Origin of the sequence: Bacillus sp. FSL K6-0069 (genome assembly GCF_038007785.1) — a bacterium.
In the GTDB taxonomy this organism is placed as follows: domain Bacteria; phylum Bacillota; class Bacilli; order Bacillales; family Bacillaceae_G; genus Bacillus_A; species Bacillus_A mobilis.
This window is the reverse complement of record NZ_JBBOXN010000001.1, coordinates 2483009-2508996: the sequence shown is the minus strand read 5'-3', so window position 1 is coordinate 2508996 and position 25988 is coordinate 2483009. Positions and strand designations below refer to the sequence as shown.

The window sequence follows — 25988 nt, the reverse complement described above, 5'->3', positions numbered from 1 at the left end:
ATCTCTATGCTTTTATATTGTCCAAACTATTTATTTAAAAGAGCTTTAATAACTTCGATTGCTTCTTTTGAACCACCGCATTCTAAAAAACTATCATTCAGTTTTCGTATACCATGTTTATACTTTTCATTTGAAAGAACGTCTATTACCGCTTCATTTAGAGTTTGCACATTAACATGCTCTTTCAATAATCTATGTGCTGCTTCCAGCTCAGTTAATCTTTGTGCTATCATTGGTTGGTCTTTATCATGTGGAATTATGACAAATGGGACATTAAAATAAATAGCATCGTGCACACTATTCATGCCGCCATGTGTAATAAAAACATCTGCTTCACTTAATATTTCTGATTGGGGTACGTATGAAGCAATTATAAAATTGTCTGGCGCTTTCTTAATTTTAGAACGATCATTTCTATCACCAATTGCCATTACAACTATTCCATCAAAATCTGAAAAAGTATCAATGCAAGTATTAAAGAATGGTTCGAGTCCTTCAAGCAGTGTTCCCATTGAGATATAAATAACTTTCTTATTTTTAAGTAATTCAAGTGGAAACTCTACATTAGTTTTACGCTTTGAAATACTCGGTCCAATAAAAATGTTATTTTCTCCGAACGCATCGCTATTAGGTTGAAAATAACGACTTGTGTACACGAGAGAAATATCACCCTTATTATGCATAAATTGAAGATTATTTTTGGGCTTTACTCCAAATTCGTGTTCTATTTGATATAATAACTTTTCAGAAAGTTCATCAGGTTGAAATTGTATATCTGCATTTGGATGAAAAGGTAAAGTTTCCAAAAATTCTGGAGGAATTAAAAATATAGGAGAAGAAACTACGCCAGGAATTTGTAAATACTCCTTTACTAACTCTCCAGCACCAAATATATCATAAATTACGAAATCAAAATTTATTCTTTCACATAATTCTTTTGTAATTTTCAATATATATAAAGAAGTTTGAACATGTACATGAAAGAAAGAATTCAGCCCAGATGAAGTTTCATTATCAATAGAAATCTCCTTTAATAAATCTGGATGAGTATATACAGTCGCTCCCAAATCTTCAATTCTGCCTTTAAAGTGTTCTGTTGTAATATAATGTACATGATCCCCCCGTTCAGTAAAGGCTTTGACTAAACCCAATGTAGGATTTACATGTCCTTCTGCTGGAAAATTAACCACTAAAATATTTAGCACTTATTTCTCACTCCTTACATTTCAATACTCTTATTAATCATACTGTAAATATTACCGTCAATCTTCACCTAATAGTCCTAATATGCTTGCTACTTAAGGTTGATAAATAATTGTCAGTTAATAACAAAAAAAAGCATCTACATAAGTAGATGCCTAACCGTGATAAGGAGTGTTCTGTGAGGATAGAATAAGCTTTTCAGCTTGTCCTATGCTATCAATATATGATTTATTTTATAAAAGGTGAATAATTGATAGAATTATTTCACCCATTTTATTCAATTAAATAGATAATATACTATTTCTACTTTACCTATTATACCTCGTTTCTAATTTATTCCTATGAAAAAACGCCTCTAGTTCACATGATTGCTAGAGACGCTTCGTACATTTTAATTCTCTTTAGGATCATCTATTTTTGGCGATTCTCCACTTAAACGATTGTTTTTCAATTCGAAATAAGCATCTAAAACTTCTTTTCCAATATCAGAGTTAATGCCAGATTTATCATTAATAACCCATGGTACAACAACAGAGAACGCTACTTCTGGATTATCATATGGCGCATATCCTGCTAACGTTAAATTATAACATTCCTTTCTCTCGCCTTTTTCATTTCTTCCGATATCACTTTCACCACCGTAAACTGTCTGTGCTGTCCCTGTTTTACCTGCTGGTTTATACGATGCTTTTTGGAACGCCCTTACCCCAGTTCCATCACCTTCTTGGAATACCCTTCTAAATCCTTCCTTTACTTGATTTATATATTCCTCTTTCATATCTATTTTATTTAAAACGATTGGCTCTACTGAATGTACTACTTTACCAATTTCATCTTTTTGCGACGTTTGCTCTCTTACCTCTTGAACAATTTGCGGCTTCATTCGATATCCACCGTTTGCGATAGTTGAAATATACTGTACAAGCTGAAGCGGTGTATACGTGTCATATTGACCAATTGAGTAGTCTAATAAGAAACCAGGCTGATTATCTTTTTTACCAATTTGTCCAGCTGTTTCATTTGGTAAATCAATGCCTGTTGGAACACCTAGTCCAAATTGCCTGAAATAATACCTCATTTTATCAAAGTACTCCTGTTTAATATTTAATGAGCTATTTTTCACATAATCCACACCTGCAATTTTTAATGCTGTATGAAACATATAAACGTTTGAAGAAACTTGTAACGCTCTTAAATCATCAATATTTCCGAACTCTTTCCAAGACTTTTTTTCCTTAGTTCCTTTAAACTTCATTGGTGCATCATAAAAATAAGTACCTGGTGTTATAGCTTTCATTTCAAATCCAGTTAAAACTGTCGCACCTTTCACTGTTGATCCAAGCTCATACGAACTAGTCATTGTGCCTAATGCGTAGTCTTCAACTTCTGTTTTCCCATCTTTTTCTACAAGTCTTTTCCCAGCCATTGATAATACTTGTCCGTTTTTCGGATTCATCATTACAACGAAAGCACGGTCCAACATCGATTCTGAACCTTTATATGCTTTTAATATTTTTTCAATACTTTCTTCTACTTTTTTCTGCAGCTCCATATCTATTGTTAAAGTTAAGTTCTTACCACTTTTCCCCTCAGAAACTGTTTCCGTTCTAATTGTATTACCTTGTTTATCAGCAACGCTTCTTACTTCTCTTTTTGCCCCATGAAGTACATCTTCATATTGCTGCTCGATATAACTTTTTCCAACCCTATCATTTCGGCTATAATCACGTACCAAGTAGTAATCTAATCGTTCACTCGGTAATCCTTCATCGGAATTAGAAACATTTCCAAGAACGGATCGGAATAATCCATCATTTACATACACCCTCTCCCAATCAACCGATACGTCTACTCCCGGAAGATTCGCTAAACCTTCACTAATTATAGTAAATTCTTTTTCACTAACATCTTTTTTAATAATTTGAGGAGCCATTTGATACCCTGCAGTCATCTTACTTTTAATAGCTAAAACTTTTATATCTTTATCTGTTAATTCCTGAAGATTTTTATTTGTAACTCGTTTTCTTTTTAATTCTTCTATTTTTTTATCTAGCTTCTTACCGCTAATATCCTTCTCTCTAAATGTATCTATTTCTTTTTTAGATACTAGATTTTCAGCCAGTTTCGGATTTAATTGCATCCAAAAATCTTTCTTATCTATCTCAGTTAACTTAGTAATATCTTCTTGCGGCATTTCAATTATATCTACAAGTTGTCTTGCAGTTTTTAATATATCTTCTGATTTTACACCTTTCATCTTTGTGTACGTGACCGTTCGTAAAGATTTATTATCAACAACCGGATTTCCTTCACGATCAAATATTTTACCGCGCGGGACGGAAAGACTCACAGTTGCATTTTCTCTCTTTTCTACTTCATTTTTATACGTCTCTCCATCGAGAATTTGCACTTTCCCTAACTGTATAATCATTGCAGAAAACAATAAAAATACACAAAGAAATAAAATATTTAACCGCGTCGGTATTGCTCTACCACTTTTTTTCTCTTGCTTATTCACTTTGTCATAACCTCCTCCTTACAGTATCCCTCATAATAATAGAATCTATATATTAAAAGTAATGCACATTTTCTATACAGTACTTTATACAAATATTAATATACCGATAAAAACTTAATAGAAATTAAAACAAAGGTAAAGAAAAGGTAAAGTTTATTAAATTAAATATAAAAATACCCAATGAAAAAAGTTTAGCTTTTTTTCATTGGGTATTTAATCATCTATTTAAGAATGAATGCTAGAACGTATCGATATACATCTATCATCACAATTTGATAGAGGTTCTTTACTCTGAACTTTCGGCAAGTAAATCGTTACTGTTGTCCCGACACCAACCTCACTCATAATACTTATATTTCCTTGATGGCTTTCAATAATTTTGTAACTTAACATTAATCCAATACCGGTACCTTTTTCTTTCGTACTATAAAAAGGCTCACCTAATCTCTTAATTCTTTCTTCAGGTATTCCTATTCCTTCATCAATTACATGAATAATGACACCATCATCGTTTATTTCTTTTATGTGGATTGTAATTTTCCCACCATTTGGCATAGCTTCGATAGAATTTTGCAAAATATTAATAAATACTTGTTTCAATTGATTTTCAGAGCACTCAATACTTATATCGTTGGATTCTGCATATAATTCGACTTGAATATTTGTCATAATTGCTTTTGTATTCATTAACGATACGACATTTTTATAAATTTGATAAATATTTTTTTGTTCTGTATTCATTTCATCTGTTTTAGCAATTGACAAAAATTCTTGGAGGATCGACTCTATTCTTTCAATTTCCGAAAGCATTAGATCAAAATATTTTTCTTGATCCTCTTTATTAATTTGGAATAACTGTATAAACCCTTTAATGACTGTTAATGGATTCCGCACTTCATGAGCTACCCCCGCTGCTAATTGACCGATTGCTGCAAGTGTATCTGATTTATTTAGTAATTCTTCTGTCTTTTTCCGCTCTGTAATATCACGTACAATGATCATTATTTTATCATGTAATAATGGTAAGCATCTAGCTTCAAAGAAATCGATACTCCCATTAATTGTAAGTGGATATTCAACAATTACATTCGTTCCTTTTTCCTTCACTTGATGAATTGCTTCCTGAAACTGCTGTGCTACTGGAGAAGGTAATACTTCGAAAAACTTTTTTCCCATAAAAGCTTCTGCCGGTACGTAAAATTTCGAAGGGGATCCTGCTTTATAATCTATAATTGTGCCATCATCTTCTGTTAAAAAACATAAATCTGGTAAAGCCTTAAAAATTAATTCCAATTCAGACGTTTGTTGTTTTAACTGCTCTTCTATCGCTTTTAAATGTGTAATATCTACACCGACAGCCCAGTAGCTATACCCTGTTACAGGAAACTGTTCCGATATATTGGACCACATGATTGTTTTAATTTCACCATTTTTACATGTTAAGTGCATTTCCCAATCCCTGAAATTTTTTCCACAAGTTAAAAATTTCGTTTGTATTTGGTGACGATAATTATGATCTGGGTACAATAATTGAAGGGCATTTGGATTTCCTATTATTTCTTCAGCGGTATAACCTGTTACAATTTCACACTCCCGATTCCACAAAACAAAATCTCCATTATAATCAAGCGCATCAACCATAACAGGCATGTTTTGTAAAATCGTATGTAGTTCCTCCTCTTTTCGAGTAAACAACATTGTATTTTTGCTTTGAAATACTTTTGTTGCTCCATCAATAATTAGATTTGAAAGCATTTCAAAGTATTTTTGACAATTGTAAATTTCGCTTTTGTTGGACCATACTACAAAAGATCCTAAATGTTGATTGTATAAAAAAATGGGGATTTCAATTTTGGGAAGTTTACATATTTTCGTCTCATTTATTCCAAAAGAAAATATACATTCTTTTTCAGCATCAAGAAGTTGATGTGATATGTTGGTTAATTTATAAAACTGTTCTGCCATGGTTTCTATTGTACTCACATCAATAAGTTCCATTAGCCGCGCATTCATTCCTTTTTCACCTCAATATGTAAAATTAATACAAATTCAAAATTTATACTTCTCCATTATACGAAGAATGTGCCTTTAGGTATATAGCTGTAGAATAATTATTCGAACAAATTTTATTTTTCAATTAAAAACAGAAAAGAATTCGCATGAAAAATGAACTTTTAATCCATTTGTATTTACTCATCTCATACATGGTTTTCATATGAGAGTAATACATATCACCTTTAGTTGTATAAAAATACAAAAAAATATAAAGTTCATAAAATTTTCACAATTAACATGAAAAATATAAACATTTATTCCAATATATTCTATATAATAAAAAGTAATAAGGCTTCTATGAATCTCATAGAATACCTTACCCCTAATAAAAAGAAAAAAAGAATCTATTTGGATTCTTTTTTTCTTTTTATATTACATTACATATTTATTTAAGGCATGTGCAACACCGTGTTCTTCATTTGATAAGGTTTCGTATTGACACATCGCTTTTATTTCTTCTACTGCATTCCCCATTGCAATTGATATATTCGCTTTTTCCATCATGGAAACATCGTTTAGCCCATCACCGATCGCTACAGTATTTTCGACTGGAATATTCAGGTGTTCTGCTAAAGTATATAAGCCATTTCCTTTTTGGGCATCACGATGATTAATCTCTAAATTATGCCAATATGAAGATGTAATTGCTAAATCAGTATTATGCAGAAACGCAGCTTTTAACTTTTGTAATTTTTCTATGTCATAAGAAAATGGTAAAAGTTTATGCACATGTATATCAGTTTCTACAATTGGTTTACAACTTTCTGCACTATGAAATGCTGTATGTTCAAGATATAATGCTGCAATCGTTTCTAACTCTTTCACATCAAAACTTTCTTTTGAATTCTTCACATATTCGATCTCATTACGCACACTCTCTACGCCATAATCTGGTACATATACACCTTTATTAGTATAAAGCTGATAATATAAGCCATTCTCTTCAAGATAGTCTACAATCTCAAGTGCCTGCATATTTTCAATTGGATATCTCTTCATCATTTTTTTATCTTTATATATAAGCGCACCATTTTCCGCAATAATTGGACAGTCTAAATTAACCTCTAACAACAATCTTTCAATATCAACAATAGAACGCCCTGTACAAATTGTTACAACATGGCCAGCTTCCTGACATTTTCGAATTGCATCCGCATTCTCTTTACTAATCATTTTATTCCCCGAAAGAAGAGTTCCATCTAAATCAATTGCGATTAATTTCATTATTTCTTCACCACTTTCTTTAAATACACGAGTTCAAATTAAACAAAAGGTATCGTTTTCATACTGAAATCGTGAAGTACTCCTTATTTATAATTTATGAAAAGCGTTTCAGGTCAAGAAATAATTAAAAATAAAATCAAAAGCTTTTCTTTTTAAAGAAAAGCTTTTGATTTTAATCTATGAATTATAACTAATATATTTTGTCTCACACATGTACACATTTTTTTCTTCAGTTGGGACATATACTTTAAACTTTTCTAAACGTTTTCCGTAAATATGAATCGTGACAACACTTTCGTTTTCAGCTATTTCAAGAATATGACAATCTGCTGGTGGAATAACTGTATCTGTTTCTCCTTCTCCCAAATAAAGATTTTCTGTATGCGTTAAATAAACAAGTGAATTTTCAAGCTGCTTAGTTTGTATAAAATTCTGCACCATTATCCTTCCTGTAAAAACACCTTCTACTCCCCATGTACCATCATGATCATGTAAAGGTGTAGATTGTCCATCTTTCCATACAAGAGCTAATACTTCAAATCGCTTTAAAGGATCTTCATATAATAAATGTCGTGCATATTGAGCCGAATTCGCCTTCTGTTTTTCTAGTGGAAGCCATGTTTTCTTTTCTAAAAGTTCTTCTAGTAATTTTTCAATCGCACAAACAATTTGATTTTCTAACAAATTACTATCAATTAAATCCGTTACAGCTTTAATAAATGTTTGAAACGTTTTACTTCCTTTACACGTTAACATAAGCATCCTCCTCTACTCTTTTCACACACTTCCATATTAAATAGGCCACTAAAAATTCACAATTGAGAAATAAAAAAACAAGGTACAATAATTTTGCACCTTGCTGATCAGGTTATTGAGTTGTCAAGCGAATAGGTAAGAATTTCAAAGTTTGTTCATTAAACTCTTCAACGATATTAACCTCACTATATTTCCCGATATGTTGTACAAGTTCATTTGCGATAGACTGATATGTAAATATAATAAAAAACGAATGATTAATAGAAATATTCTACGCCACTCGTTTTTTATCGGACTTCATTTTACTGTACTTTTATTTTCTTTATGAGTTATTAGAAAAATAATTGTCTATATAAGTCTTTATTTTTTCAAAATCCTTTTCCATAAATAAGATTGCTGGTACTTCAATTATTGGAAGATTATTTTCATTATCAAAAGGTGGACACGGTTTGGGAACTACCAAATAGTCAACTGAGTTTTTATCCCTAATATAATTAACTGAAACGTCATAATACTCAGAGAAATATCCCTTCAAATCATCCTGATTCCTTAAAAATGGTAGAGAAAATATTGAACCATAATTTATACCAGCGTCGACAATTAATACAAAGCATATTTTTTTCATGATACACCCTCCTCGTATAATAAGTTTTAAGTTAATAACTGTTCCTTGAAAATTAAATAGTTTTTATCTTCAAGAGCTACATCAAAAAAATGATGTATGGGTAAAATTTAGTCTTGGATAAGGTAACACTGATAAAAACAGGTTTCCTTTTTCTTTATATTCAATTAAATTATATCATTATTTTACATGAATTTCCAGACTTTGTCTTTTTTATTTTATTGGTAAACTTATGCTTAGCATGAATTGGAGGGATATATATGATAGATTATAAAATAATTTCAAGAGAAAACTATTCAAATAAGATTGGAGAGCTTGTAACAATGCTTGAACATACAAGAGATGTTACATTGAGCGAAATCTCCAATTTAAACCAAAGTGATTTAGATTTCTTACCAAACGGTAGTTCAAACACTATTGGTACTCTCTTATCACATATTGCAGCGATGGAGTTTGTTCATCAAGTTATCTCGTTTGAAAAAGAGATTTAACTGAAAGTGAATATCTAAAGTGGCGAATTATTACAGAAGTCATTGAATTTAGTAAATCACGTATTGAACATGAATTGCTCTGGATTACATCACTTATGAAGAAAATATGAAAAAATAAAAAGAAAAGTTAAAAACAATGAATGAAAATGAGATTTATTATCAATACTATAATTAATAAAAGGGCAACCACGATTTGGCTACCCTTCAAAATTTTATATTTCTGGATCGAAAGTTTTGCAATCTGTTTCTTCAGTAGTTGATGCATGTTTCCCTTTATTACTTACTACATAAATTGCATCTGCACTACATTTATTGCCGTTAGCCCAAAATTTACAGTTGTTTACTTCACATAAAACGTCTTGTGCCATAGTATCACACCTCCTTGTTCTATTATCATTAACAAAATTCGGAGGTATGATACTCTTTAGACTGCATTTTTTATTCCCTTTTTAGCTTTCTTAATGATTCAATATCTCCTTGTACAATCGCATCTATATTTTCAGTTATTTTTTTAATGTCAAAATGCCACCATTGAATTTGCAACAATTCTTCTATTATTGTATTTATAAATCGGTCCTTTATTTTATTTGCAGGGTTACCACCGACAATAGTATATGGTGCGACGTTTCTAGTCACAACAGATTTAGCTGCAATAATTGCACCATCCCCTATTTTTATTCCGGGCATAATCGTTGTATCCATACCTATCCAAACGTCATTTCCTATAACTGTATCACCTTTGTAGGGTAAATCAGACAAATTAGGTGTATACTTCTCCCACCCATTTCCAAATATATTAAATGGATATGCCGAAAATCCATCCATCCGATGATTCGCTCCGTTCATAATAAAGGTAACTCCATTTGCAATACAACAAAACTTTCCAATCGTAAGGCGATCTCCAAGAAATTCATAATGATGTAATACACGATCTTCAAATGTTTCTCCATCTTTCGCATCATAATAAGAATAATCACCAACTAGTATATTAGCTTTTGTTACTGTATTTTTTATAAAATGGACATTTTGATTTCCTTCAATAGGATATTTAACATTTGGATTAGGATTCATGTTGTACAGCACTTCCTTCACCATTTATTTCACTTTCTACCGTTATTACTGGTTTTAAATTATATATAGGTAAAATACATAATAATCCAATTATAAAAAGTAAAGCTGTACCTTCATACATCGTACTTAATGAGAACATCTCCTTCAATGAGCCCGCAATACTCATCGTTACTACCATTGATCCTGTAAATAATGGACTTAAAATACCGTTTACCCTTCCAATAAAATCTGTATCGCTATTTTGAATAATGAGTGTATTAATGCCTATTTGGATACATGGGAGAGCTAAACCACTAAAAAGTTGTGCTGTAAGTGTCACCCATAAATTTGTCGAATAACCTATAATACCAATGCCAATCGCCTGACCGAGCATCCCTACAATTAACATCTTTTGCGGTGCAACATTTTTCGCAAATACCATTGCTAAAGCACCGCCAACAATCATTCCTGCACCATTTACTGTTAGTAACCATTGTAAACTCTCTTTTGACAGCCCTAACTGCTCAGTTACAATAAATATACCTAGAGGCTGAATTAAACCGATACCCAGTCCTGCTGCCATAAAACAAAGCCCTAGCAAAGTTAATGCTTTTTTCTTTTTTACATATTTAATACCGTCTAGCATTTCCTGTAATAGCGTGATTTCTTTCTTCTCATTATCGTTCTCAAGATCTTTCGGAAGAAATAACAACACTGCTGCTGCAAGTAAAAAAGCGATACCTGTTATGATGATTGAAATATAAATTCCAAAACTATGAAAAATAAACGTTCCTAGTATTGGCCCTAACACCATAAAAATCGCAAATATTGTTTGATATATAGACATCGCCAATTGGATTTGTTCCGCCGATAAATGTTGTTTAAACAACTTCATACCCGATGGTTGAGAAAACTGCGAAAGGATTGCAGAAATAAGCGTGACAAAAAATACGATTTTCCACGTTCCAAACATAAGTGTAATTAATACAGCGAATACTGAAATAGAACTTAACGTTTCACACCATATCATTGTCTTCTTTGGCTTCCACCTATCAGCAAACGTTCCACCAATGAATGAGAAAATAAAAATGGGAGCAAATTCAGCTACTGAAATCATTGAAATAGCAAAAGCATCACCTTTCGTCATTTCCATTACATACAGTAATACGGCAAAGTTTCGAACCCATATTCCAATTTGTAAAAATAATGCTGAAGCTAAAATTCCCTGTACAAATCTATTTTTCAATACTTGTGATACCCCATTATTTTGTTTCGTTACTACATTTTTCGACATAAAAAGGCCTCCTATTTCGTGTTCTGAACAGGAGGCAGCACAAATCATATAAAAAGACTATATATTCGCAGAGCGAAATACATCCCTTTTCTATACATGTACAGACTAACCCTATTCAGAAGAATATTTCGTTTTTTAACGAAGATCTCTTACAAATAGAATTAGTTGATCATTGGGATGTTTTCACCCTTCCGTTTCGAATTTAAATAACACATACATACTCTATGTAAAGCATTTTCTATGTATGCATGTCTAAAAATAAATATTCTAGAATGTTAATGGTAATTCCTCTAAAGAACGCATTAAATAATTCCCCTGCCATTTAACATCTTCACGATTCCCTTTTATTTGTAATTCAGGCATCCGATTAATCAAAGTAGTAATAGCAATCTTCGCCTCCAACCTAGCAAGTGGAGCGCCTAAGCAGAAATGGCTACCATGTCCAAAGGCAATGTGACGATTATTCTCCCGAGTAATATCAAATACTTCTGGGTTTTCAAATACTGTTTCATCGCGGTTTGCCGAAGCTAATGCAATGACAACCATATCCCCTTTTTGGATTGTTTGTTCGTGAATTTGAAAAGGCTCAGCTGCCCATCTTGCAGTTGTAACCTCAACTGGAGAATAATAACGCAATCCTTCTTCAATTGCAGAATCGATTAATTTTGGGTTATCTTTTAACAACTGTAATTGATTTGGATTTTCAAGAAGTGCTAATACCGTATTCGTAATTAAATTCACTGTTGTCTCATGTCCTGCTACGATTAATAGCATTATCATTGAATATAGCTCTGGAGCACTAAGTTTATGCCCTTCATTTTCTGCAAGTATTAGCGCGCTAACCAAATCTTCTTTTGGATCTTTTCGTTTTACATCAACTATATATTGAAGATATGTAATAAACTCAGATAGTTGTTTTTCGGTTTCTTTTATTTCTTCAGGTGTTTCTGGCGATGCAATAACAGCATGAGACCAAATTCTAAATTTCGCTTGATCTTCTTTTGGAATACCAAGCATTTCACTTATTACAATAATCGGTAAAGGGAACGAATAATCATCCACAAGATTTAAAGTTCCTTTCCGCTCTATCTCACTTATTAAATCATCCGCTATTCTCTGAATTCTCCCGTCTAATTGTGTAATCATCTTCGGTGTAAAAGCTTTTTGAACTAAAGATCGTAAACGACTGTGATTAGGTGGATCTGAATTTAACATATGAGTTGTTAAATGATCACTATTGTCAACGGAAAGATACATGTTCGTTGTATCTTGAGGAAACACATTTGTCATATCTTTTTTCAAACGATTATCTTTTAAAAGTGGCAGAGCATCTTCATATCTTGTAATGAGCCATTCTTTACCAAGTTCAACTTCATTTACAAATAATATAGGTTGTATTTTTCGCGATTCTTTATAAATTTCATAAGCATCTTCTTTAAACTGCGCTGAAGCTAAATTAATACCATCCTCTATTCTTTGCCCAACTTTGTTTTTCATTGACATTGTATCCCCTCACTCTCATTTTTTTGAAAACGAACCAACAGTTGCATTATACTCTAATAAAAACGTGAAAATTGTAAATTTTTAATCAAAATCTTACTTCTTATATTGAAAAATAAAAAAGTGAGAGAGTAAAATCCTTCTACTCTCTCACTCTTATTTACGCAAAACACATGAAATTACTAATTTGTTGATAGCGATAACTTACTTTACGACGGCGACCACCTTGCCAAGTGTAACCTGAAACCCCATTTCTCCTCACTTCAGTCGGGAAGAACCATAAGTCCCTTCCGAAAGGTCCAGGACGATGCAAACGTAAATAGCCCCATCTTCCTAGACAATTACACATCCAGGATTTCATATTGCCTGCTTGCGCTGGAGAAGAAAATGTAGATGGTAACGATGGCGCTTGAGACGGTGGTGGTGACGTTGGAGCATCTTCCGCATCATCTGGTCTATAATCTTCTTGTTCCATTTCTCTCACTTCATTTACAGATTCATACCCGTAGTTTTGTGAATTATAATACATCCCTTGATCATATGGATAATTTTGTTGGTTATACATATTAACAAATCACCTACTTTTCATTCAGTACCTTTAACATTCATATGCGATATGCCCTCTATAGGAAGCTTATGTATAGCCTAAATTTAATAAAAAATAAAGCTCGTATTTTTTAAATACGAGCTTTTTCATAAAAATAATATATATATTATTTTTTCAACTTCACACTATAAAAACGCATTTCATTTAACGAACCTTCAAATTCAAAAACTTCTTTTTTTATTAATTCCTTTAAGCGATATTCTAAAAATGTATCGCCAACTGATTGCTCTACAAGACCAAGTGCCTCACCAATTACTCTAGGAGCTTTTAGGAACTCACGATCAGCACCTGCACTTTTCGCACATTCAATCATAAATTGATCAAAATAATCTTCTTGTACAGAATGCACTTCATTTTCTTTCCAAACTCTTAAAAACTCCGTACTTTTCGATAGACTATCCCACTCATGTTCAAACTGCATACGTTTCTCTACAGTTAAATATGGCAATTCTACAAAACTTTTTTGAATTAGAGCTAAACTTTCAGGTGCTAACTCTCCAGTTCCACGAATATCATATTCTTGTTTTAATATTTCTTTACTTGCTTCAGACGTATTCATAACGCGAATGTTTTTCTTATCTTTTAATTGTGCAATTACAAAACTTAAGCCTACATGTTCATGTGCGTTATCTGCCTTCCAAATGGTAATTGGTGTTTCATTTGGAATTGAATGTAGAACTTCTAAAGTTTCCTTAAATTTTGGTAAATACTCTTCTTCAAAATAACAATCATAAGAAGTTAAGTTATTTAATAACCACTCTTTTCTTGCTAATTGACCTTCATTTGTATGTAATTGATGAACAGGCCCAATTGAAAAGAATTCAGAGAATGAAACTACACTCTCCTCAAGTAATCCTTCCTGTTTCAACATATATTTTAAACAACCAGCTGTTGAATCATCAAAGGCGATATGAATGTGTATACTTTCTCTTACGTTCTTTTCCTGAGTCGCATGACTTGTCAATTGCTTAGGAATACTCGTTAAATTTTTTATCATATCTTCGTTATAATTCCCGTCTAATACATCTAATTGTATTAGAATACTTTGAAGTAAATGCTTTGCTTCCTCTTCATACATATCCTCTACAACATTTTTGATTTTATCTATCACACAAATCCCTCTATTCATTTCAAAACTAACGTAGATTATAGTTTATCATTTTAGTATCGCTCTTTAAAAGTTTTTTTAAGTAAAAGCATTTATTATTTAGATTGCTACAGCTAAATAATATTTTTAATAGCTAAATAACTTTTTGTAAATCCCTTTATTTAAATGTATAATTATATAGAAAATAAAAAACACAGGAGCTATATGTATGGATAAAGTATTTACTACTTATAAACATTATCTAAAAAATTGGAGATTTATATTTATTTGTATATTACCTACTATCGCCTTTTTATATACTTTCGATGTCATCTTTGAATTACTATTTCATCAAGATTTCTATTTATCTAACTTAATTTTTGCTATTATATTATTTTTAATATTTATTAACATCAAAGATATGTTTAAAATTGAAAGTTAAAGAACGGGATAAAAAAAGAGCACCCTGCAATTGGATGCTCTCATGTGATAGAGGTTTTTTCTGAGTATTAAGTAGGACACGAAGGTCTTGTCCTACAATATAATATATGCTTGTACTTATTTTATTGTGCATCTATTACACATCAAATGTATGCGTATTGCTAAAAATTTTGCTCATATATTCATTGTACAATTATCATATTTATAAATAAAAAAACATCCCTATGGATGTTTTTTATGTACCGATTTTTAAGCTTCCATAAATTTAGCCGGTACACCAATTTTTTCAACTACAGAAGATATATTAGTAGGATTAATCATTACATTTTCAATACTAACTAATTTATTTTCTAATAGTCCATTCTCTGTAGTAATAAGTTCTTCAAACCGATCTAGAGTCATCGAGAATTTGTGTTCGCTTCCACCATTCATACTTACTTTTACATACTTCATAGTGTCACCGCCTTTCATAATAATCTATATTTCGATAAGAAGACGCTTACATCCTTTTTATTTACTACTAGATTTCTCACTTTTACTCCTTGCTAATTCACGTTTATTTTAAAGAAAGCAGGTACTATTTTCTGTTCACGATATTATTGCTAGTAAGAATGATAAAGATAAAAATGCACAAAGTGGTATATATAAAACAGTATCCATTTTAGCAAATTGCGTATCTTTTTTTCGCTTAAAGATACCAAAATAATGAAACTCACCAATCACTCTTATTAAAAACACAATCATACAAATCCAGGATCCTATTTGAACAATAATATTAGGAAATGCAAAATGAACAACATTGGTTTGTTGTAATAAAATTATTGCTGCCATACTTAATAATAACGCAATGAACAATGTCATTCCTGTACCTGGTATAAACGCCTTTTCTCCAGATTTTGTTGGAATGACACTATTTGTCGCCCACTTACCTCCGAAAGCCCAGTAAACATGTAAAAAACTAACTAAAAATAATATACAGACCGAAATGTATGTAATAATAAGCATTTTATCCTCCCATTATTTTATTTAAGTCCTCAACTTTAGAGTATGCTACAATTTCCACATTAGTAATCTATAAATTACATAAAAAACCCCTTTAATGATACATCATTAAAGGGGTTACTGAAATATTTTATACATTATACCTATTCCTACGACGTTCCATCCTCGTTTGTCCTTGAGCAGTACCTTCTTTATATTGTTGTATTTGCTCTGTCATTTCATATGTTGCAGTTGCAGCTGAAGCTGGTTCTTCGTAATTATGCTCACGTATGTTTTCTGGCGTTTTTCGTTTTGATGCTTTTCCACTAAACTTAAATAATTTTATCTTTACTTTCGGTAATTTTGGAAGTGGAATCTTAAATGATAATTTTTTGCGTTTCTTTTTTTGTTGAAGTAGATTTATATTTTCTTTATTATCATCCTGCTCTTTACGATGTAATAGCATCGCAAGTAATCCACCTAAAATAAGTCCTCCAACTAACAATAGAAGATATAAGTAATGACTTGTCATTAAACTCGACATACGTTCAAGTATAACTAACGACTGTACTTCTTTAATATCCCATAGTAAAGCGGCCCATAATGAGAATAAGCCTAAAGTAAGTCCATATGTACGAAAACGAAATAAACATGGAATTAAAGCGATACAAGCGGCAATTTTCGCATTCGCTATTATGGAACTTATTGAAATATCTTGATGCCAAATAACTAACAGTAGTGTTATAATTGGCGCGTAAGCTATCCAACTACATATACGTGAATATATTTTTTTCGCAAAATAGCTACCGAAACTAGTAAAAAATAATAGGCCTCCAATATATAAAGATTGTTCAAGTGGGATTTGCTTCATAATTCCTGCAACTGGAAAGAGGCCGCTTAATAGCATTAATAACACATCTAATTTCTTCACAATTCCTCATTCCTTTCAAATTTCTTTTGAATCAATTCATATTGCTTTTCCATATGATGTAGATTTTGTATTTCTAAAAAATATCTTAATCCTGTATGCAAATAAAGTAAATACATAAAAGAAAAGATACATGACAAAGGATATCCTTATTTACATGAAAAAATGACAAATCCTGATCAATATAACGAGCAGGATTTGTCTACTATTATTTAAAGCAGAAAGATTGAATCATTCTTTTCTATTTTCATTATATCTACATCCAATTCATCATCAAACTCTTTAAATTCTCTTGCATCTATATCCGTCATATAGCTCTTTATTACTTTCGCCATATGCATAAAATACGGCATATGTATATTTTTTTCCTGAAGCATACTTGAATTACAGCACATATAGTGTATCATTTTAGCGATGTAATTCCTTTCTACAGGTTTTACACCTAGCGTTAATATTTCAAGTATGTATCGCTGCGATGTTTCACTACCATTTAGCGAATATTCACCAGTACTATAATACATCCCTTTTTGATCTACATATAAACTTGTGCCCTCAGGAACATCATCACGTTCTATCACACCGTATTTTGGTGTATCAAAAGATGTATTTATTCTTATAACATTTAAATTAGGAACCTTTAGCACATCAGGAACAATCTCCGGTAAAATATCTATATCAATTTTTTTATTTTGTAACTCTTTCATCCAATATTTTCTTAAATGCGCATCTACAATGAAATACACTTGTTCATTTTTCTCTTTTGCACGTTGTAAAATTCCCTTTAATGTTTCAAAAACAAATTGTTTAAATTGAATTCCCATATCATTTCTTTTTGAAGGCTGTGGTAAAAAGGTATTATGCTTATTTACATTTAATAACAAGCAATCAATCGTTTGCCACTCTGTATTACCATATAATTTATATGAAATTTCTTTTCCTTTTATTTGTGAAATAATAGGTAAGAAATCAAATTTCGAGATTCGTTCAATTGATAAATTAACATATGTACAAGGTAAATTTATTTTATTCCAACTACGTTTCAAAAATCCTTTTTGTTCTAATAAACTAAGAATACAATTTATTATTGTTTTATGGGTTACACTTTGGCCTATAAATAAATTAATAAATGCTGAAATACGGTTTGTTCGTGCAAACCCTTCTCTAACGATTTGCTTTGGATCGATTTTTTCACGCCCATCACAATTTTTCATTGCGATTAACGCCAATGTCGCATCATTGCGCTCACCTGCAGTAGCATAAACCGCTTTCATAACATCCTCTACTAAATTTGTTTTGTATTTCTGGCAATATTGCATTTTATATGGATTTTGCAATACTTTTTCAATATTACATCTTACTATTTTTAACAATACTGGAGAATCTGCATTTAAAACAAATAATGACTCACCGATTTGAGCTAACACAATTTCACTGTCAAATAACGCTTGTTCAACTTCCAACGAGATTTTTTCAGACCATATTTCTAACGTTATAGTCTCTAATCCTTTTGGTGCAATTAAAGGGAATAATTCATTTTCATTATTTGTTGCTACCTTTTTACATTCTGGTAGTAATGTGAAATTAACGAATTTTTGCTGAAACCCTTTAAATAGATGCTCTTTTTCTTTTACTTTTATACCAGGTTTTATTTTAGTACCTTGAACTTTATATATTCTCTCATTGTATGGAAGCAACACCCTAATATTTGTTCCTATCATATAATCTTTCGGATATTGAAGAATATGCTCTAATTCAACTTCTCCACCTATACGAAAATCATCTTTTAAATTTCTAAATATCTTAATCCATTTTATGCCGTTTGTAGCCTGTTGAACTTTTAGTTTTACAAACCGTAATTTCTTATTATTCAATGCAAAATCTGGAGTAGAAACCAATATCATGCCCCGTTTTCGTCTTAATAGCAAAGGAATATCTGGATGGTTATATTCTTGGTAAAACCTCCGAATTCCTATAGAAACATTTAATAATGGAATATTTTCGCCCCCGCGCGTGATACATTCGAAACGATATACATAGGCGAAATAATCTTGAGTTTTTTCATCTTTAATAGGCTCTGACATTGCCTCACAAATATTTTGTGATCTAAGAGGAGAAAAATATATATCTTCTTCATTGATATTCTCTATCCGTACAGGTTGTTCACAAAAAATATGAGAAATTAAAGCAGGCACCCACTTAGAATATATTTCATTATCATGTAGTACTGTTAAGTTAGAAATTAAATCATAATGCCATTCATATTTTGGCAATTCTATTAATTTATTAGGTTTCCAATCATGAATTACCTCATACCAACTTTGGAAAATATAATCGAGTTGTTCTTTTCTAATAGGTTCTTTCGATACAATCCATGGTGTATTTTCACTTAATACATACGGATTATGCTGAATAAATAATATATCAGAAAACATATCATATAATCTTTCATTCAATCGTTTCAACTTACTTGTTAATAAAAATGTCTTATAATGTATCTCTACAATATCAAGCCAATCAATAGGGAAATATATAAATGATACACTTTCGTTTAAAAGAGGTTCTACTATATTTTCAAATGTTAATAACTTTAATTTTTCCATAAAATGATTACTTCCTTTCTTCATTTTTCTTGATCACAAAAAACTAGAAAAATTATCACTTAATCTAATCGATTTATACCAAGTATTTAAAAGAAAAGTATAAAGATTCCTCCGAATAATAAATTATTAAAAAGACTGATTTAAAAATTAAAAGTAACTATCATATAGGACACCTCTAGTATCTTTATTTTAATACATTCAAATTATACAATATTATTAATGTAATGTATTTATTATTTACAGTAATTTTACAATAACACTAAAAAAGAACACCTTAAAACGATGCCCTTTTTTTACAGATATCAACCTCTATGTAATTGAACATACTGATAACATAAATCCTCCAAATGTAACTGCACCTAGTAATCCTAATACAAATCCAGTTATACAAACACAATCAGCAAGACAAATGGAAGACTGCGATAATGGAACAAATGATCTACTTGTACTCGATCCATATTGTTTTATTTTCTCATAATTTATATCTAACATTAATTGTAGACATGCTATACCTTCCTCAATAGAATGAAAAGATTCTTTTTCTAATCGATCCAATAATTTACTATTAAAAGTAATTGGAAGAGGATACCGTTTATCTAATTTCATATTTTGATAAATTAATTGTAAACGAGATAATATATTATTTTTCTTTTTTTCACATGTTACTGTGTGTTTCATTTTATTACATTCATTTAATAACAGTGTCAATTCATCTCTGTTTCCGTATAAATCCCTTGCTATTTTTCTCTTTAGTTTGTACGAATGGATCATAGATTTAATTTCAATCATTTTAATACACTTCCTAATAAAATTTTACTTACCCCAATATTTTAAAATACACTCAAGTGTCTTCATTTACTATCGATTAACATTACATTAATCTTACATAGTTGTAATAATTTCTTTCGCTACCCACTAACTAGAAGCAACAGATTTCTTATTTTATGGTAAAAAATACAAAAAAGCAATGATTAGGTTTTAAATCTACTCATTGCTTTTTCGATCTTATCTTGATTTACAACTAAAAATCTAAATATCTTTCTTTAACTTGAATGCTACATGTGTATTAATTAAATTCTTTAATAAAAATTATATAATGCTTCACTAATGGATTCCTTTTTTCTTTTATCAATATTCATATGTTACAATAGTACCAGTTGTATCAGTAGTACCACTAAAACCATTAAAACAATTTGAACAACTACCACAGCTACCACAACCGCCGCAGCCGCCACAACCAAAACAACCGAAGCAACCAATACAACGGAATCCACCACAACGAAATCCACCACAGCGACCTGCACAACCTCCACAACGCCCTCCACAGCCTCCGCAGCGACGAGCAACATCTTCAATATAGTAATATGGATTTTGGTTTTGTTGGTCCCAATATACGATATTTCCAGGCTGGTAATCATTAAGGCTTAACGCTTGTAGTTCTTGTTGAAAATTATTCATTTTCATGCCCTCCGTTTATAAACTTCAACTTTTTCAATACTTTCTTATATTTCTGTTCGTTAAATCTAAGTAAAAATAGCGCTATAAAGTGAAACTTTAATCAGTGGGGGTTTTCTTCATCCCCCACTGATTATCAGCCCTCACCAATCGGACTTTTAGGGGCAGTTGATCCCCCACCTAACTTCTTTGCTTTCGCTGCATTTTGAGGTGGGGGGTCTTACTGCCCATTAAAGCGGGATAAACTAAGTTCAATACGTACCCCTACAAAATATGACCTAACACTATATGATGCATCTTGTTCATACACCTATTTTTAGGTTATTTTTTCCATGGGTTCATTTTTATAAATTGAAAAAAGACGCACTTAGATTAATGCGTCTTTTTGCGATACTTCTTTGGTGAAATCCTATTCATAAGTATTATTCATACCTGTGAATAGCAATACCTCTACTCATTATCCAATTACATTTTTTATTTCTGTATTCACCGGCCACTTTTCTAAAGTATAGGCCATTTCCCAAAATGAATATTCATATTGACTACTAATAATAAAGTGCTGTTTCATTCGATTTCGGTCTGCCTCTGTCACTTTTTCAGCTATAGTATCTAACCGTGTAATTTGCTCTTCAACTAATGTACGGAACCAATCAGATCCATAAGCAGAAATCCATTCGTTATATATTGGCTCTTCTGGCTGACAATCTTTTAAACGTTCACCAATTTCATAATACAACCAATAGCAAGGTAAAATTGCTGCAATGATATCACCTAAATGTCCTTCATACGCAGCACGATACATATGTGAAGTATATGCATATGCAGTTGGAGCAGGGATAAAACTCTCTTTTTCTTCTTGAGTTATCCCTAGTTTTTTCGCAAAATTCTCATGTAAAGATAATTCTGCTTCATATGTATTTTGAGCATGGTGTGCCATCCGAGCTGTCGTTTCTAATTCTAGAGCCTTTGCAGCTCCTAAAGTCTGTACTCTAGCGAAATGACTCAAATAATATGAATCTTGAAGCACGTAATAGCGAAAACTAGCTAAATCTAACGTTCCTTCACCAAGTTTTTTTACAAAAGGGTGTTGAAAACTAGCTTCCCAAATTGAATCTACTTCTTTACGTAATGATTGTGAAAAAGTCATTTAAATCCCTCCAATTATGTATAAAATTTAAGTATTTACCCACAATTATTAAATCTGTAAAACAAAAAAACTTTCTTTACAGGCGTAAAGAAAGTGAAATTGACAGTATTTATTCATAAAATAGTAATGTCTTCCCACTTCCCTACGCTAGTATTAACCAGATCAGGTACTAAGAGTCTCAAATTTGCATTTAATCTCAGCCTATAATAGGCCCCCCTAGTGGATAAATATTTAATTTTCGTATTGTATTCATCATAACATACTTCATGTTACTGTCAAAAGTATTCATGCTACCACTACTTAAAATCCTTCTTCTTGTCTTACTCTTACTGAAGTTTCAATAATCATATCTAATAGTTTACTATAATGAATTCCAGCCGCGTCTGCACTTTTTGGTAGTAAACTTGCTTGTGTCATCCCTGGTAAAGTATTAATCTCCATTACATATGGAATACCGTCCTTCACCATCATATCAACTCTCGCATAAACGCTGCATTTCAAAGCTTTATAACAAGCCAGTGACGCTTTGTTTACACGTTCCTTCAATTCAGCTGGAAGTTCGATAACTTCTTCAATTGTACCAGCATCATCATATTTCGCATTGTAATCAAAGAATTCAGCTGCATGTCGAATTGAAATAATAGGTAACTGTTTTCCATCAAAAATTGAACATGTAATCTCGTCACCTTTTATATACTTCTCTATTACTACTTCAGAATCCCATTCGAACACAGTTTCCAGCATCGAGATTAATTCGTCTTTATCATAGACAATTTTCACCCCAACACTTGAACCACCAGAGTTGGGTTTTACCACTAACGGAAACCCTAAATTATCTAATTCATCAAGATTTAGATCCTCCATTTTTGTAAGTTCAATCCAATCTGGTGTTTCTATGCCTTCATAACGTAAAATCTTTTTCGAAATATTTTTGTCCATACATATACTGCTAGATAACATATTGCTTCCGCTATAAGGAATACCTAAACTTTCAAGTGTTCCTTGAACTGTCCCATCTTCTCCGTATTTTCCGTGTAATGCGAGCAACGCGAAATCAATGCCCTTCGCTTTTTCGATTAAATCCATTTTTTCATCTAACGTAATTGGAACTATTTCATACTTACTTTTATCTAAATGTGCGATCATTTCATTTCCAGTCATAATTGATACTTGTTTTTCAGAAGATACTCCACCCATAATAACGCCAATTCTCATTTCCTCAACTCCAAATTTCATTTTTTATTGTATCACCAATTATTTTGATTCCCCGAACTATATCTTCTTCTTTCAGACGTGAAAATCCTAATCGAAAAGTGTTTGCTCCTCCTCCATCAGAATAAAAAACATCTCCTGGAGAAAATGTAACCCCTTGCTCATAACACTTTTGCAAAAGCGTACGGGCATGAATTTTTTCTTCTAACTCTATAAATAAATGGAGGCCACCATCACCGGTCCTTCTTTGAAACGGAATGTACTCGTTACACGCCCCAACAGCTAACTCATATTTTTTCTTATAAACTGATCTTGCCTTTTTTAAATATTTTTCAAAATATCCTTCATGTAAATATTGAAATAGAACAGCTTGATCTAACGTAGATGTGTGAATCGTTCTTGCTCTTTTTACACTTTCTAAATGATGAATTAGTTCTTTATCTGCAATAATCCATCCTACACGTAAACCAGGGAAAAGTACCTTCGAAAAGCTACTAATATAAATCACATTATTACCCGCGCCAGCAAAGGTTAATAATGGTGCTAAATGTGAACCTGAATAACGTAGTTCTTCATTAAACCCATCTTCTATAATAGGAATTTTATATTTTGAAAATAATCTCATCAGTTCCGTTCTTTTCTCCGAACTCGTAACAATACCAGTTGGATTATGATAAGAAGGAATTAAATACGCGAAATCAAAATCCTTTTCACGCAAACTTTTTTCTACTTCGTTCGTATCGATGCCATCTTCATTCATATTAATTCCATGCACTTCAAGTCCATGTAAACGGAAAAGCTTCAGTGCAGCATGATGCGTCGGGTTCTCACAAATAACCCGCCCCGATTTTTTGGATAACGAGGAAAGTACAATATCCAATCCTTCAGTAAACCCATTTGTAATTAAAATATCTTTGTTCGAAATATCTACGCCTTTCATTTCCATATAATGAAGTAGATAATTCATTAACGGTCTATAACCTTTAGCATATCCGTAGTTTAATACAACATCACCTTCAATGGACATACGAGTAAGAAAAGCTCTTTTGAAGTTTTCCACATCAAATAGCTTTTCGTCCGGAGCAATGCTGTTAAAAACAATCATTCCTTTTTCCCAGCGAACACCATGTTTCATTAAATCTAATTCATCCGCTAGTAAGGTAACTGTATTAAGTTTATTTTTCCAATCTATTTCAACTGACGAAGTGTTCGATATATCAACCTTCGCAACAAAATTTCCTTTTCCTTTAACTGCATAAATGAGTCCTTCTTGCTCTAAATCGGCATAAGCAGCGAGTACAGTATTTCTGCTCACACTTAGTAATTCGCTTAGCTCCCTTGTTGAAGGAATTTTTTGATCCCCAAGCAAATGCCCTTTCATAATCATCTTTTTCAAATAATCTTTCAATTGAATATAAACGGGACGATCTTTGACAACTTTAAAATCTTTAAACAATTCCTTACCCCCTGCAATCATTTTTGCATAATTATTTCATTCTCAAAAGGTCCACTACATATGTATTTTTTATAAAGGGCGGTACGGTATTATAAAAATAAAGGCTAATAATCAATGGTGGATGTTACTCCTCACTAATACGGTACAGATCTTTACGATATAAGTTAATAATATCTTTTAAAGCTGCTGCTGCGGCTCCGCGTGGATTAGAAGCACCACCAATTGTAGTAACTTGTCCCATCGTATCTGTAAAGAACGTAATCCCTTTTTCTGTCCCATTTACATTTGCTAGCGGATGATCCTTATCTATTTCGTACGGTTCTACTTTAAAAGCAACTTTACCATCCTGATCCTTATATGCTGAAGCTATTAATTTAATATATTTATTATGTTCCTTAGCATTTCGAATTTGTTGTTGTGTAACATGTTCGATTCCTTTTATATGTATATCTGCAAGCGTATTTTCTGTTCCCATTAAACTGTTTGTCAAAAGTAACAATTTACAAGCACTATCAGAACCACTTACATCTAATATTGGGTTCGTTTCAGCAATTCCTTTACGTTGCGCATCTTTCAGCGCTTCTTCAAACGTAATATCTTCCTCATTCATTTTCGAAAGAATATAATTAGTAGTCCCGTTTAATATTCCTTCTATTTTTTCAATATGGCAACCAGCTAAACTAAATTGACCAATATCAAGTGTCGGTAATGCGGCCGCGGTCGCACCACTATATCGAATTCGTACATTTGCATTTTTTGCTGCTTCATTTATTTCTCTCCAGTTTGTAACGAGTGCACCTTTTGAAATTGCTACTATATCCATATGTTTCTCAATCGCTTGTTTTATATATTGTTTTCCTGGATTTCCATCTTTAAGATTTGTAACAGTCGATTCCACCAGTACAGTACCACTTATGTTATCTGTTGCTCGTTCCTTCGGATGATGTTCAATATATTCTTCAATTGCAGAGCTACCGCCACCATACCTTAATAAGTGATGAATAGATAAGCCATCCTCATTATGAATTGCAACATTTCTACCTAACACGCCACTTACAATTAATTGAATCCCATATGTTTCATATATATATGAATATTTTTCGTTTAATAATTTTACAAACTCTCTGCCAACTGTTCCATATCCTGATAATACAACTTGAATTTTCATAATATCCCCCCATATTTTTCTACCAAATCCCTCTTTCAATATAATGTCAACTACCCCCACTGAGATATAACATTTCAGTGGGGGCTTGAGTTAGAACACTAGGTCTTTTCATCTATCGCTAGACAGTTTGACGCTCTAGCATTCATGCCACCTTATGGTAGCACCCCAAGTATGTTTTTGGTTGGTACTGGCA

Annotated in this window: 24 protein-coding genes, 1 pseudogene and 1 riboswitch; of the genes and pseudogenes, 3 read left to right on the top strand and 22 right to left on the bottom strand. The window is 31.9% G+C overall.

The annotated features are described in order from the left end of the window. Nucleotides 1-26: 26 nt before the first annotated feature. The 6 genes from MHB74_RS12755 to MHB74_RS12730 all read right to left on the bottom strand — a co-directional run bounded on the left by MHB74_RS12755 (nt 27) and on the right by MHB74_RS12730 (nt 8381). The gene (locus tag MHB74_RS12755; RefSeq protein ID WP_061678522.1) at nt 27-1205 is read right to left on the bottom strand and encodes a macrolide family glycosyltransferase; all 1179 of its coding nucleotides are present in this window, start codon (nt 1203-1205) and stop codon (nt 27-29) included. A 389-nt stretch (nt 1206-1594) separates the two neighbouring features. Further along, nucleotides 1595-3721 carry a peptidoglycan D,D-transpeptidase FtsI family protein gene (locus tag MHB74_RS12750; protein WP_061678521.1) on the bottom strand — a complete coding sequence of 709 codons (2127 nt, stop codon included), beginning with the start codon at nt 3719-3721 and terminating at the stop codon, nt 1595-1597. A 225-nt stretch (nt 3722-3946) separates the two neighbouring features. Next, nucleotides 3947-5734, bottom strand: coding sequence for a PAS domain-containing sensor histidine kinase (locus MHB74_RS12745; RefSeq protein WP_061678520.1), 1788 nt, complete (start codon nt 5732-5734; stop codon nt 3947-3949). A gap of 414 nt (nt 5735-6148) precedes the next feature. After that, the gene (locus MHB74_RS12740) at nt 6149-7000 is read right to left on the bottom strand and encodes a Cof-type HAD-IIB family hydrolase (RefSeq protein ID WP_061678519.1); all 852 of its coding nucleotides are present in this window, start codon (nt 6998-7000) and stop codon (nt 6149-6151) included. Nucleotides 7001-7177: 177 nt separating this feature from the next. Continuing rightward, nucleotides 7178-7756, bottom strand: a complete 579-nt coding sequence (locus MHB74_RS12735) for a cysteine dioxygenase family protein (protein WP_061678518.1) — start codon at nt 7754-7756, stop codon at nt 7178-7180. Nucleotides 7757-8078: 322 nt separating this feature from the next. Continuing rightward, a complete protein-coding gene (locus tag MHB74_RS12730; RefSeq protein WP_061678517.1) occupies nt 8079-8381 on the bottom strand; it encodes a hypothetical protein in 303 nt (100 codons plus the stop codon). A gap of 257 nt (nt 8382-8638) precedes the next feature. Here MHB74_RS12730 and MHB74_RS12725 point away from each other — a divergent pair, with 257 nt between their 5' ends. Next, entirely contained in the window at nt 8639-8869 is a 231-nt protein-coding gene (locus MHB74_RS12725) for a DUF4127 family protein (RefSeq protein ID WP_257144603.1), read from the top strand. A gap of 29 nt (nt 8870-8898) precedes the next feature. After that, nucleotides 8899-8979: pseudogene (locus tag MHB74_RS12720) on the top strand (PadR family transcriptional regulator); the annotation flags it as partial. Between the two features lie 102 nt (nt 8980-9081). On the opposite strand, the gene MHB74_RS12715 reads toward MHB74_RS12720, so the two are convergent. The 6 genes from MHB74_RS12715 to MHB74_RS12690 form a co-directional block, all read right to left on the bottom strand. After that, a complete protein-coding gene (locus MHB74_RS12715) occupies nt 9082-9237 on the bottom strand; it encodes a DUF1540 domain-containing protein (RefSeq protein WP_000046092.1) in 156 nt (51 codons plus the stop codon). Nucleotides 9238-9307: 70 nt separating this feature from the next. Beyond that, the gene (locus MHB74_RS12710) at nt 9308-9940 is read right to left on the bottom strand and encodes a Vat family streptogramin A O-acetyltransferase (protein WP_061678516.1); all 633 of its coding nucleotides are present in this window, start codon (nt 9938-9940) and stop codon (nt 9308-9310) included. Beyond that, nucleotides 9930-11213 (bottom strand): MFS transporter, encoded by a 1284-nt coding sequence (locus MHB74_RS12705; protein WP_061678515.1) that lies wholly within the window; start codon nt 11211-11213, stop codon nt 9930-9932. The genes MHB74_RS12710 and MHB74_RS12705 overlap by 11 nt, the downstream gene beginning before the upstream one ends. Before the next feature lie 267 nt (nt 11214-11480). Further along, nucleotides 11481-12716 carry a cytochrome P450 family protein gene (locus MHB74_RS12700; RefSeq protein ID WP_061678514.1) on the bottom strand — a complete coding sequence of 412 codons (1236 nt, stop codon included), beginning with the start codon at nt 12714-12716 and terminating at the stop codon, nt 11481-11483. Nucleotides 12717-12873: 157 nt separating this feature from the next. Continuing rightward, nucleotides 12874-13278 (bottom strand): hypothetical protein, encoded by a 405-nt coding sequence (locus MHB74_RS12695; RefSeq protein WP_061678513.1) that lies wholly within the window; start codon nt 13276-13278, stop codon nt 12874-12876. Between the two features lie 148 nt (nt 13279-13426). Beyond that, nucleotides 13427-14431 (bottom strand): DUF1835 domain-containing protein, encoded by a 1005-nt coding sequence (locus MHB74_RS12690; RefSeq protein ID WP_061678512.1) that lies wholly within the window; start codon nt 14429-14431, stop codon nt 13427-13429. Nucleotides 14432-14636: 205 nt separating this feature from the next. Here MHB74_RS12690 and MHB74_RS12685 point away from each other — a divergent pair, with 205 nt between their 5' ends. Continuing rightward, the gene (locus tag MHB74_RS12685; protein ID WP_061678511.1) at nt 14637-14849 is read left to right on the top strand and encodes a hypothetical protein; all 213 of its coding nucleotides are present in this window, start codon (nt 14637-14639) and stop codon (nt 14847-14849) included. Between the two features lie 248 nt (nt 14850-15097). Here the strand turns inward: MHB74_RS12685 and MHB74_RS12680 are convergent, their stop codons facing one another. From MHB74_RS12680 to MHB74_RS12635, 10 genes are all read right to left on the bottom strand, one after another. Further along, the gene (locus tag MHB74_RS12680) at nt 15098-15301 is read right to left on the bottom strand and encodes a hypothetical protein (RefSeq protein ID WP_061678510.1); all 204 of its coding nucleotides are present in this window, start codon (nt 15299-15301) and stop codon (nt 15098-15100) included. Nucleotides 15302-15436: 135 nt separating this feature from the next. After that, nucleotides 15437-15853 (bottom strand): DUF3995 domain-containing protein, encoded by a 417-nt coding sequence (locus tag MHB74_RS12675; protein WP_061678509.1) that lies wholly within the window; start codon nt 15851-15853, stop codon nt 15437-15439. Between the two features lie 127 nt (nt 15854-15980). Further along, entirely contained in the window at nt 15981-16760 is a 780-nt protein-coding gene (locus MHB74_RS12670) for a DUF3959 family protein (protein WP_061678508.1), read from the bottom strand. A gap of 209 nt (nt 16761-16969) precedes the next feature. Beyond that, complete coding sequence (locus MHB74_RS12665) at nt 16970-19357, bottom strand: RNaseH domain-containing protein (protein ID WP_061678507.1); 2388 nt, start codon at nt 19355-19357, stop codon at nt 16970-16972. 309 nt (nt 19358-19666) lie between these two features. Then, nucleotides 19667-20146, bottom strand: a complete 480-nt coding sequence (locus MHB74_RS12660; RefSeq protein WP_141658062.1) for a homoserine dehydrogenase — start codon at nt 20144-20146, stop codon at nt 19667-19669. A 339-nt stretch (nt 20147-20485) separates the two neighbouring features. Further along, entirely contained in the window at nt 20486-20815 is a 330-nt protein-coding gene (locus MHB74_RS12655) for a heterocycloanthracin/sonorensin family bacteriocin (protein ID WP_061678505.1), read from the bottom strand. Nucleotides 20816-21269: 454 nt separating this feature from the next. Continuing rightward, nucleotides 21270-21959, bottom strand: a complete 690-nt coding sequence (tenA, locus tag MHB74_RS12650) for a thiaminase II (protein ID WP_061678504.1) — start codon at nt 21957-21959, stop codon at nt 21270-21272. Between the two features lie 122 nt (nt 21960-22081). Then, a riboswitch (TPP riboswitch) is annotated at nt 22082-22187 on the bottom strand. A 72-nt stretch (nt 22188-22259) separates the two neighbouring features. Further along, entirely contained in the window at nt 22260-23174 is a 915-nt protein-coding gene (ddlB, locus tag MHB74_RS12645; protein WP_061678544.1) for a D-alanine--D-alanine ligase, read from the bottom strand. 4 nt (nt 23175-23178) lie between these two features. Continuing rightward, a complete protein-coding gene (pdxR, locus tag MHB74_RS12640; RefSeq protein ID WP_061678503.1) occupies nt 23179-24627 on the bottom strand; it encodes a MocR-like pyridoxine biosynthesis transcription factor PdxR in 1449 nt (482 codons plus the stop codon). A 124-nt stretch (nt 24628-24751) separates the two neighbouring features. Next, nucleotides 24752-25795 carry a homoserine dehydrogenase gene (locus MHB74_RS12635; RefSeq protein ID WP_061678502.1) on the bottom strand — a complete coding sequence of 348 codons (1044 nt, stop codon included), beginning with the start codon at nt 25793-25795 and terminating at the stop codon, nt 24752-24754. Between the last annotated feature and the right edge of the window lie 193 nt (nt 25796-25988).

What these genes read in the sequence shown, in the direction of transcription:
- MHB74_RS12735 (WP_061678518.1), bottom strand. Translation starts at nt 7,756, where the DNA reads ATGTTAACGTGTAAAGGAAGTAAAACGTTTCAAACATTTATTAAAGCT.
- MHB74_RS12730 (WP_061678517.1), bottom strand. Translation starts at nt 8,381, where the DNA reads ATGAAAAAAATATGCTTTGTATTAATTGTCGACGCTGGTATAAATTAT.
- tenA (WP_061678504.1), bottom strand. Translation starts at nt 21,959, where the DNA reads ATGACTTTTTCACAATCATTACGTAAAGAAGTAGATTCAATTTGGGAA.
- MHB74_RS12715 (WP_000046092.1), bottom strand. Translation starts at nt 9,237, where the DNA reads ATGGCACAAGACGTTTTATGTGAAGTAAACAACTGTAAATTTTGGGCT.
- MHB74_RS12685 (WP_061678511.1), top strand. Translation starts at nt 14,637, where the DNA reads ATGGATAAAGTATTTACTACTTATAAACATTATCTAAAAAATTGGAGA.
- MHB74_RS12675 (WP_061678509.1), bottom strand. Translation starts at nt 15,853, where the DNA reads ATGCTTATTATTACATACATTTCGGTCTGTATATTATTTTTAGTTAGT.
- MHB74_RS12660 (WP_141658062.1), bottom strand. Translation starts at nt 20,146, where the DNA reads ATGATTGAAATTAAATCTATGATCCATTCGTACAAACTAAAGAGAAAA.
- MHB74_RS12745 (WP_061678520.1), bottom strand. Translation starts at nt 5,734, where the DNA reads ATGAATGCGCGGCTAATGGAACTTATTGATGTGAGTACAATAGAAACC.
- MHB74_RS12725 (WP_257144603.1), top strand. Translation starts at nt 8,639, where the DNA reads ATGATAGATTATAAAATAATTTCAAGAGAAAACTATTCAAATAAGATT.
- MHB74_RS12695 (WP_061678513.1), bottom strand. Translation starts at nt 13,278, where the DNA reads ATGTATAACCAACAAAATTATCCATATGATCAAGGGATGTATTATAAT.
- MHB74_RS12740 (WP_061678519.1), bottom strand. Translation starts at nt 7,000, where the DNA reads ATGAAATTAATCGCAATTGATTTAGATGGAACTCTTCTTTCGGGGAAT.
- MHB74_RS12635 (WP_061678502.1), bottom strand. Translation starts at nt 25,795, where the DNA reads ATGAAAATTCAAGTTGTATTATCAGGATATGGAACAGTTGGCAGAGAG.
- MHB74_RS12705 (WP_061678515.1), bottom strand. Translation starts at nt 11,213, where the DNA reads ATGTCGAAAAATGTAGTAACGAAACAAAATAATGGGGTATCACAAGTA.
- MHB74_RS12655 (WP_061678505.1), bottom strand. Translation starts at nt 20,815, where the DNA reads ATGAATAATTTTCAACAAGAACTACAAGCGTTAAGCCTTAATGATTAC.
- MHB74_RS12665 (WP_061678507.1), bottom strand. Translation starts at nt 19,357, where the DNA reads ATGGAAAAATTAAAGTTATTAACATTTGAAAATATAGTAGAACCTCTT.
- MHB74_RS12680 (WP_061678510.1), bottom strand. Translation starts at nt 15,301, where the DNA reads ATGAAGTATGTAAAAGTAAGTATGAATGGTGGAAGCGAACACAAATTC.
- MHB74_RS12700 (WP_061678514.1), bottom strand. Translation starts at nt 12,716, where the DNA reads ATGTCAATGAAAAACAAAGTTGGGCAAAGAATAGAGGATGGTATTAAT.
- MHB74_RS12710 (WP_061678516.1), bottom strand. Translation starts at nt 9,940, where the DNA reads ATGAATCCTAATCCAAATGTTAAATATCCTATTGAAGGAAATCAAAAT.
- ddlB (WP_061678544.1), bottom strand. Translation starts at nt 23,174, where the DNA reads ATGAGAATTGGCGTTATTATGGGTGGAGTATCTTCTGAAAAACAAGTA.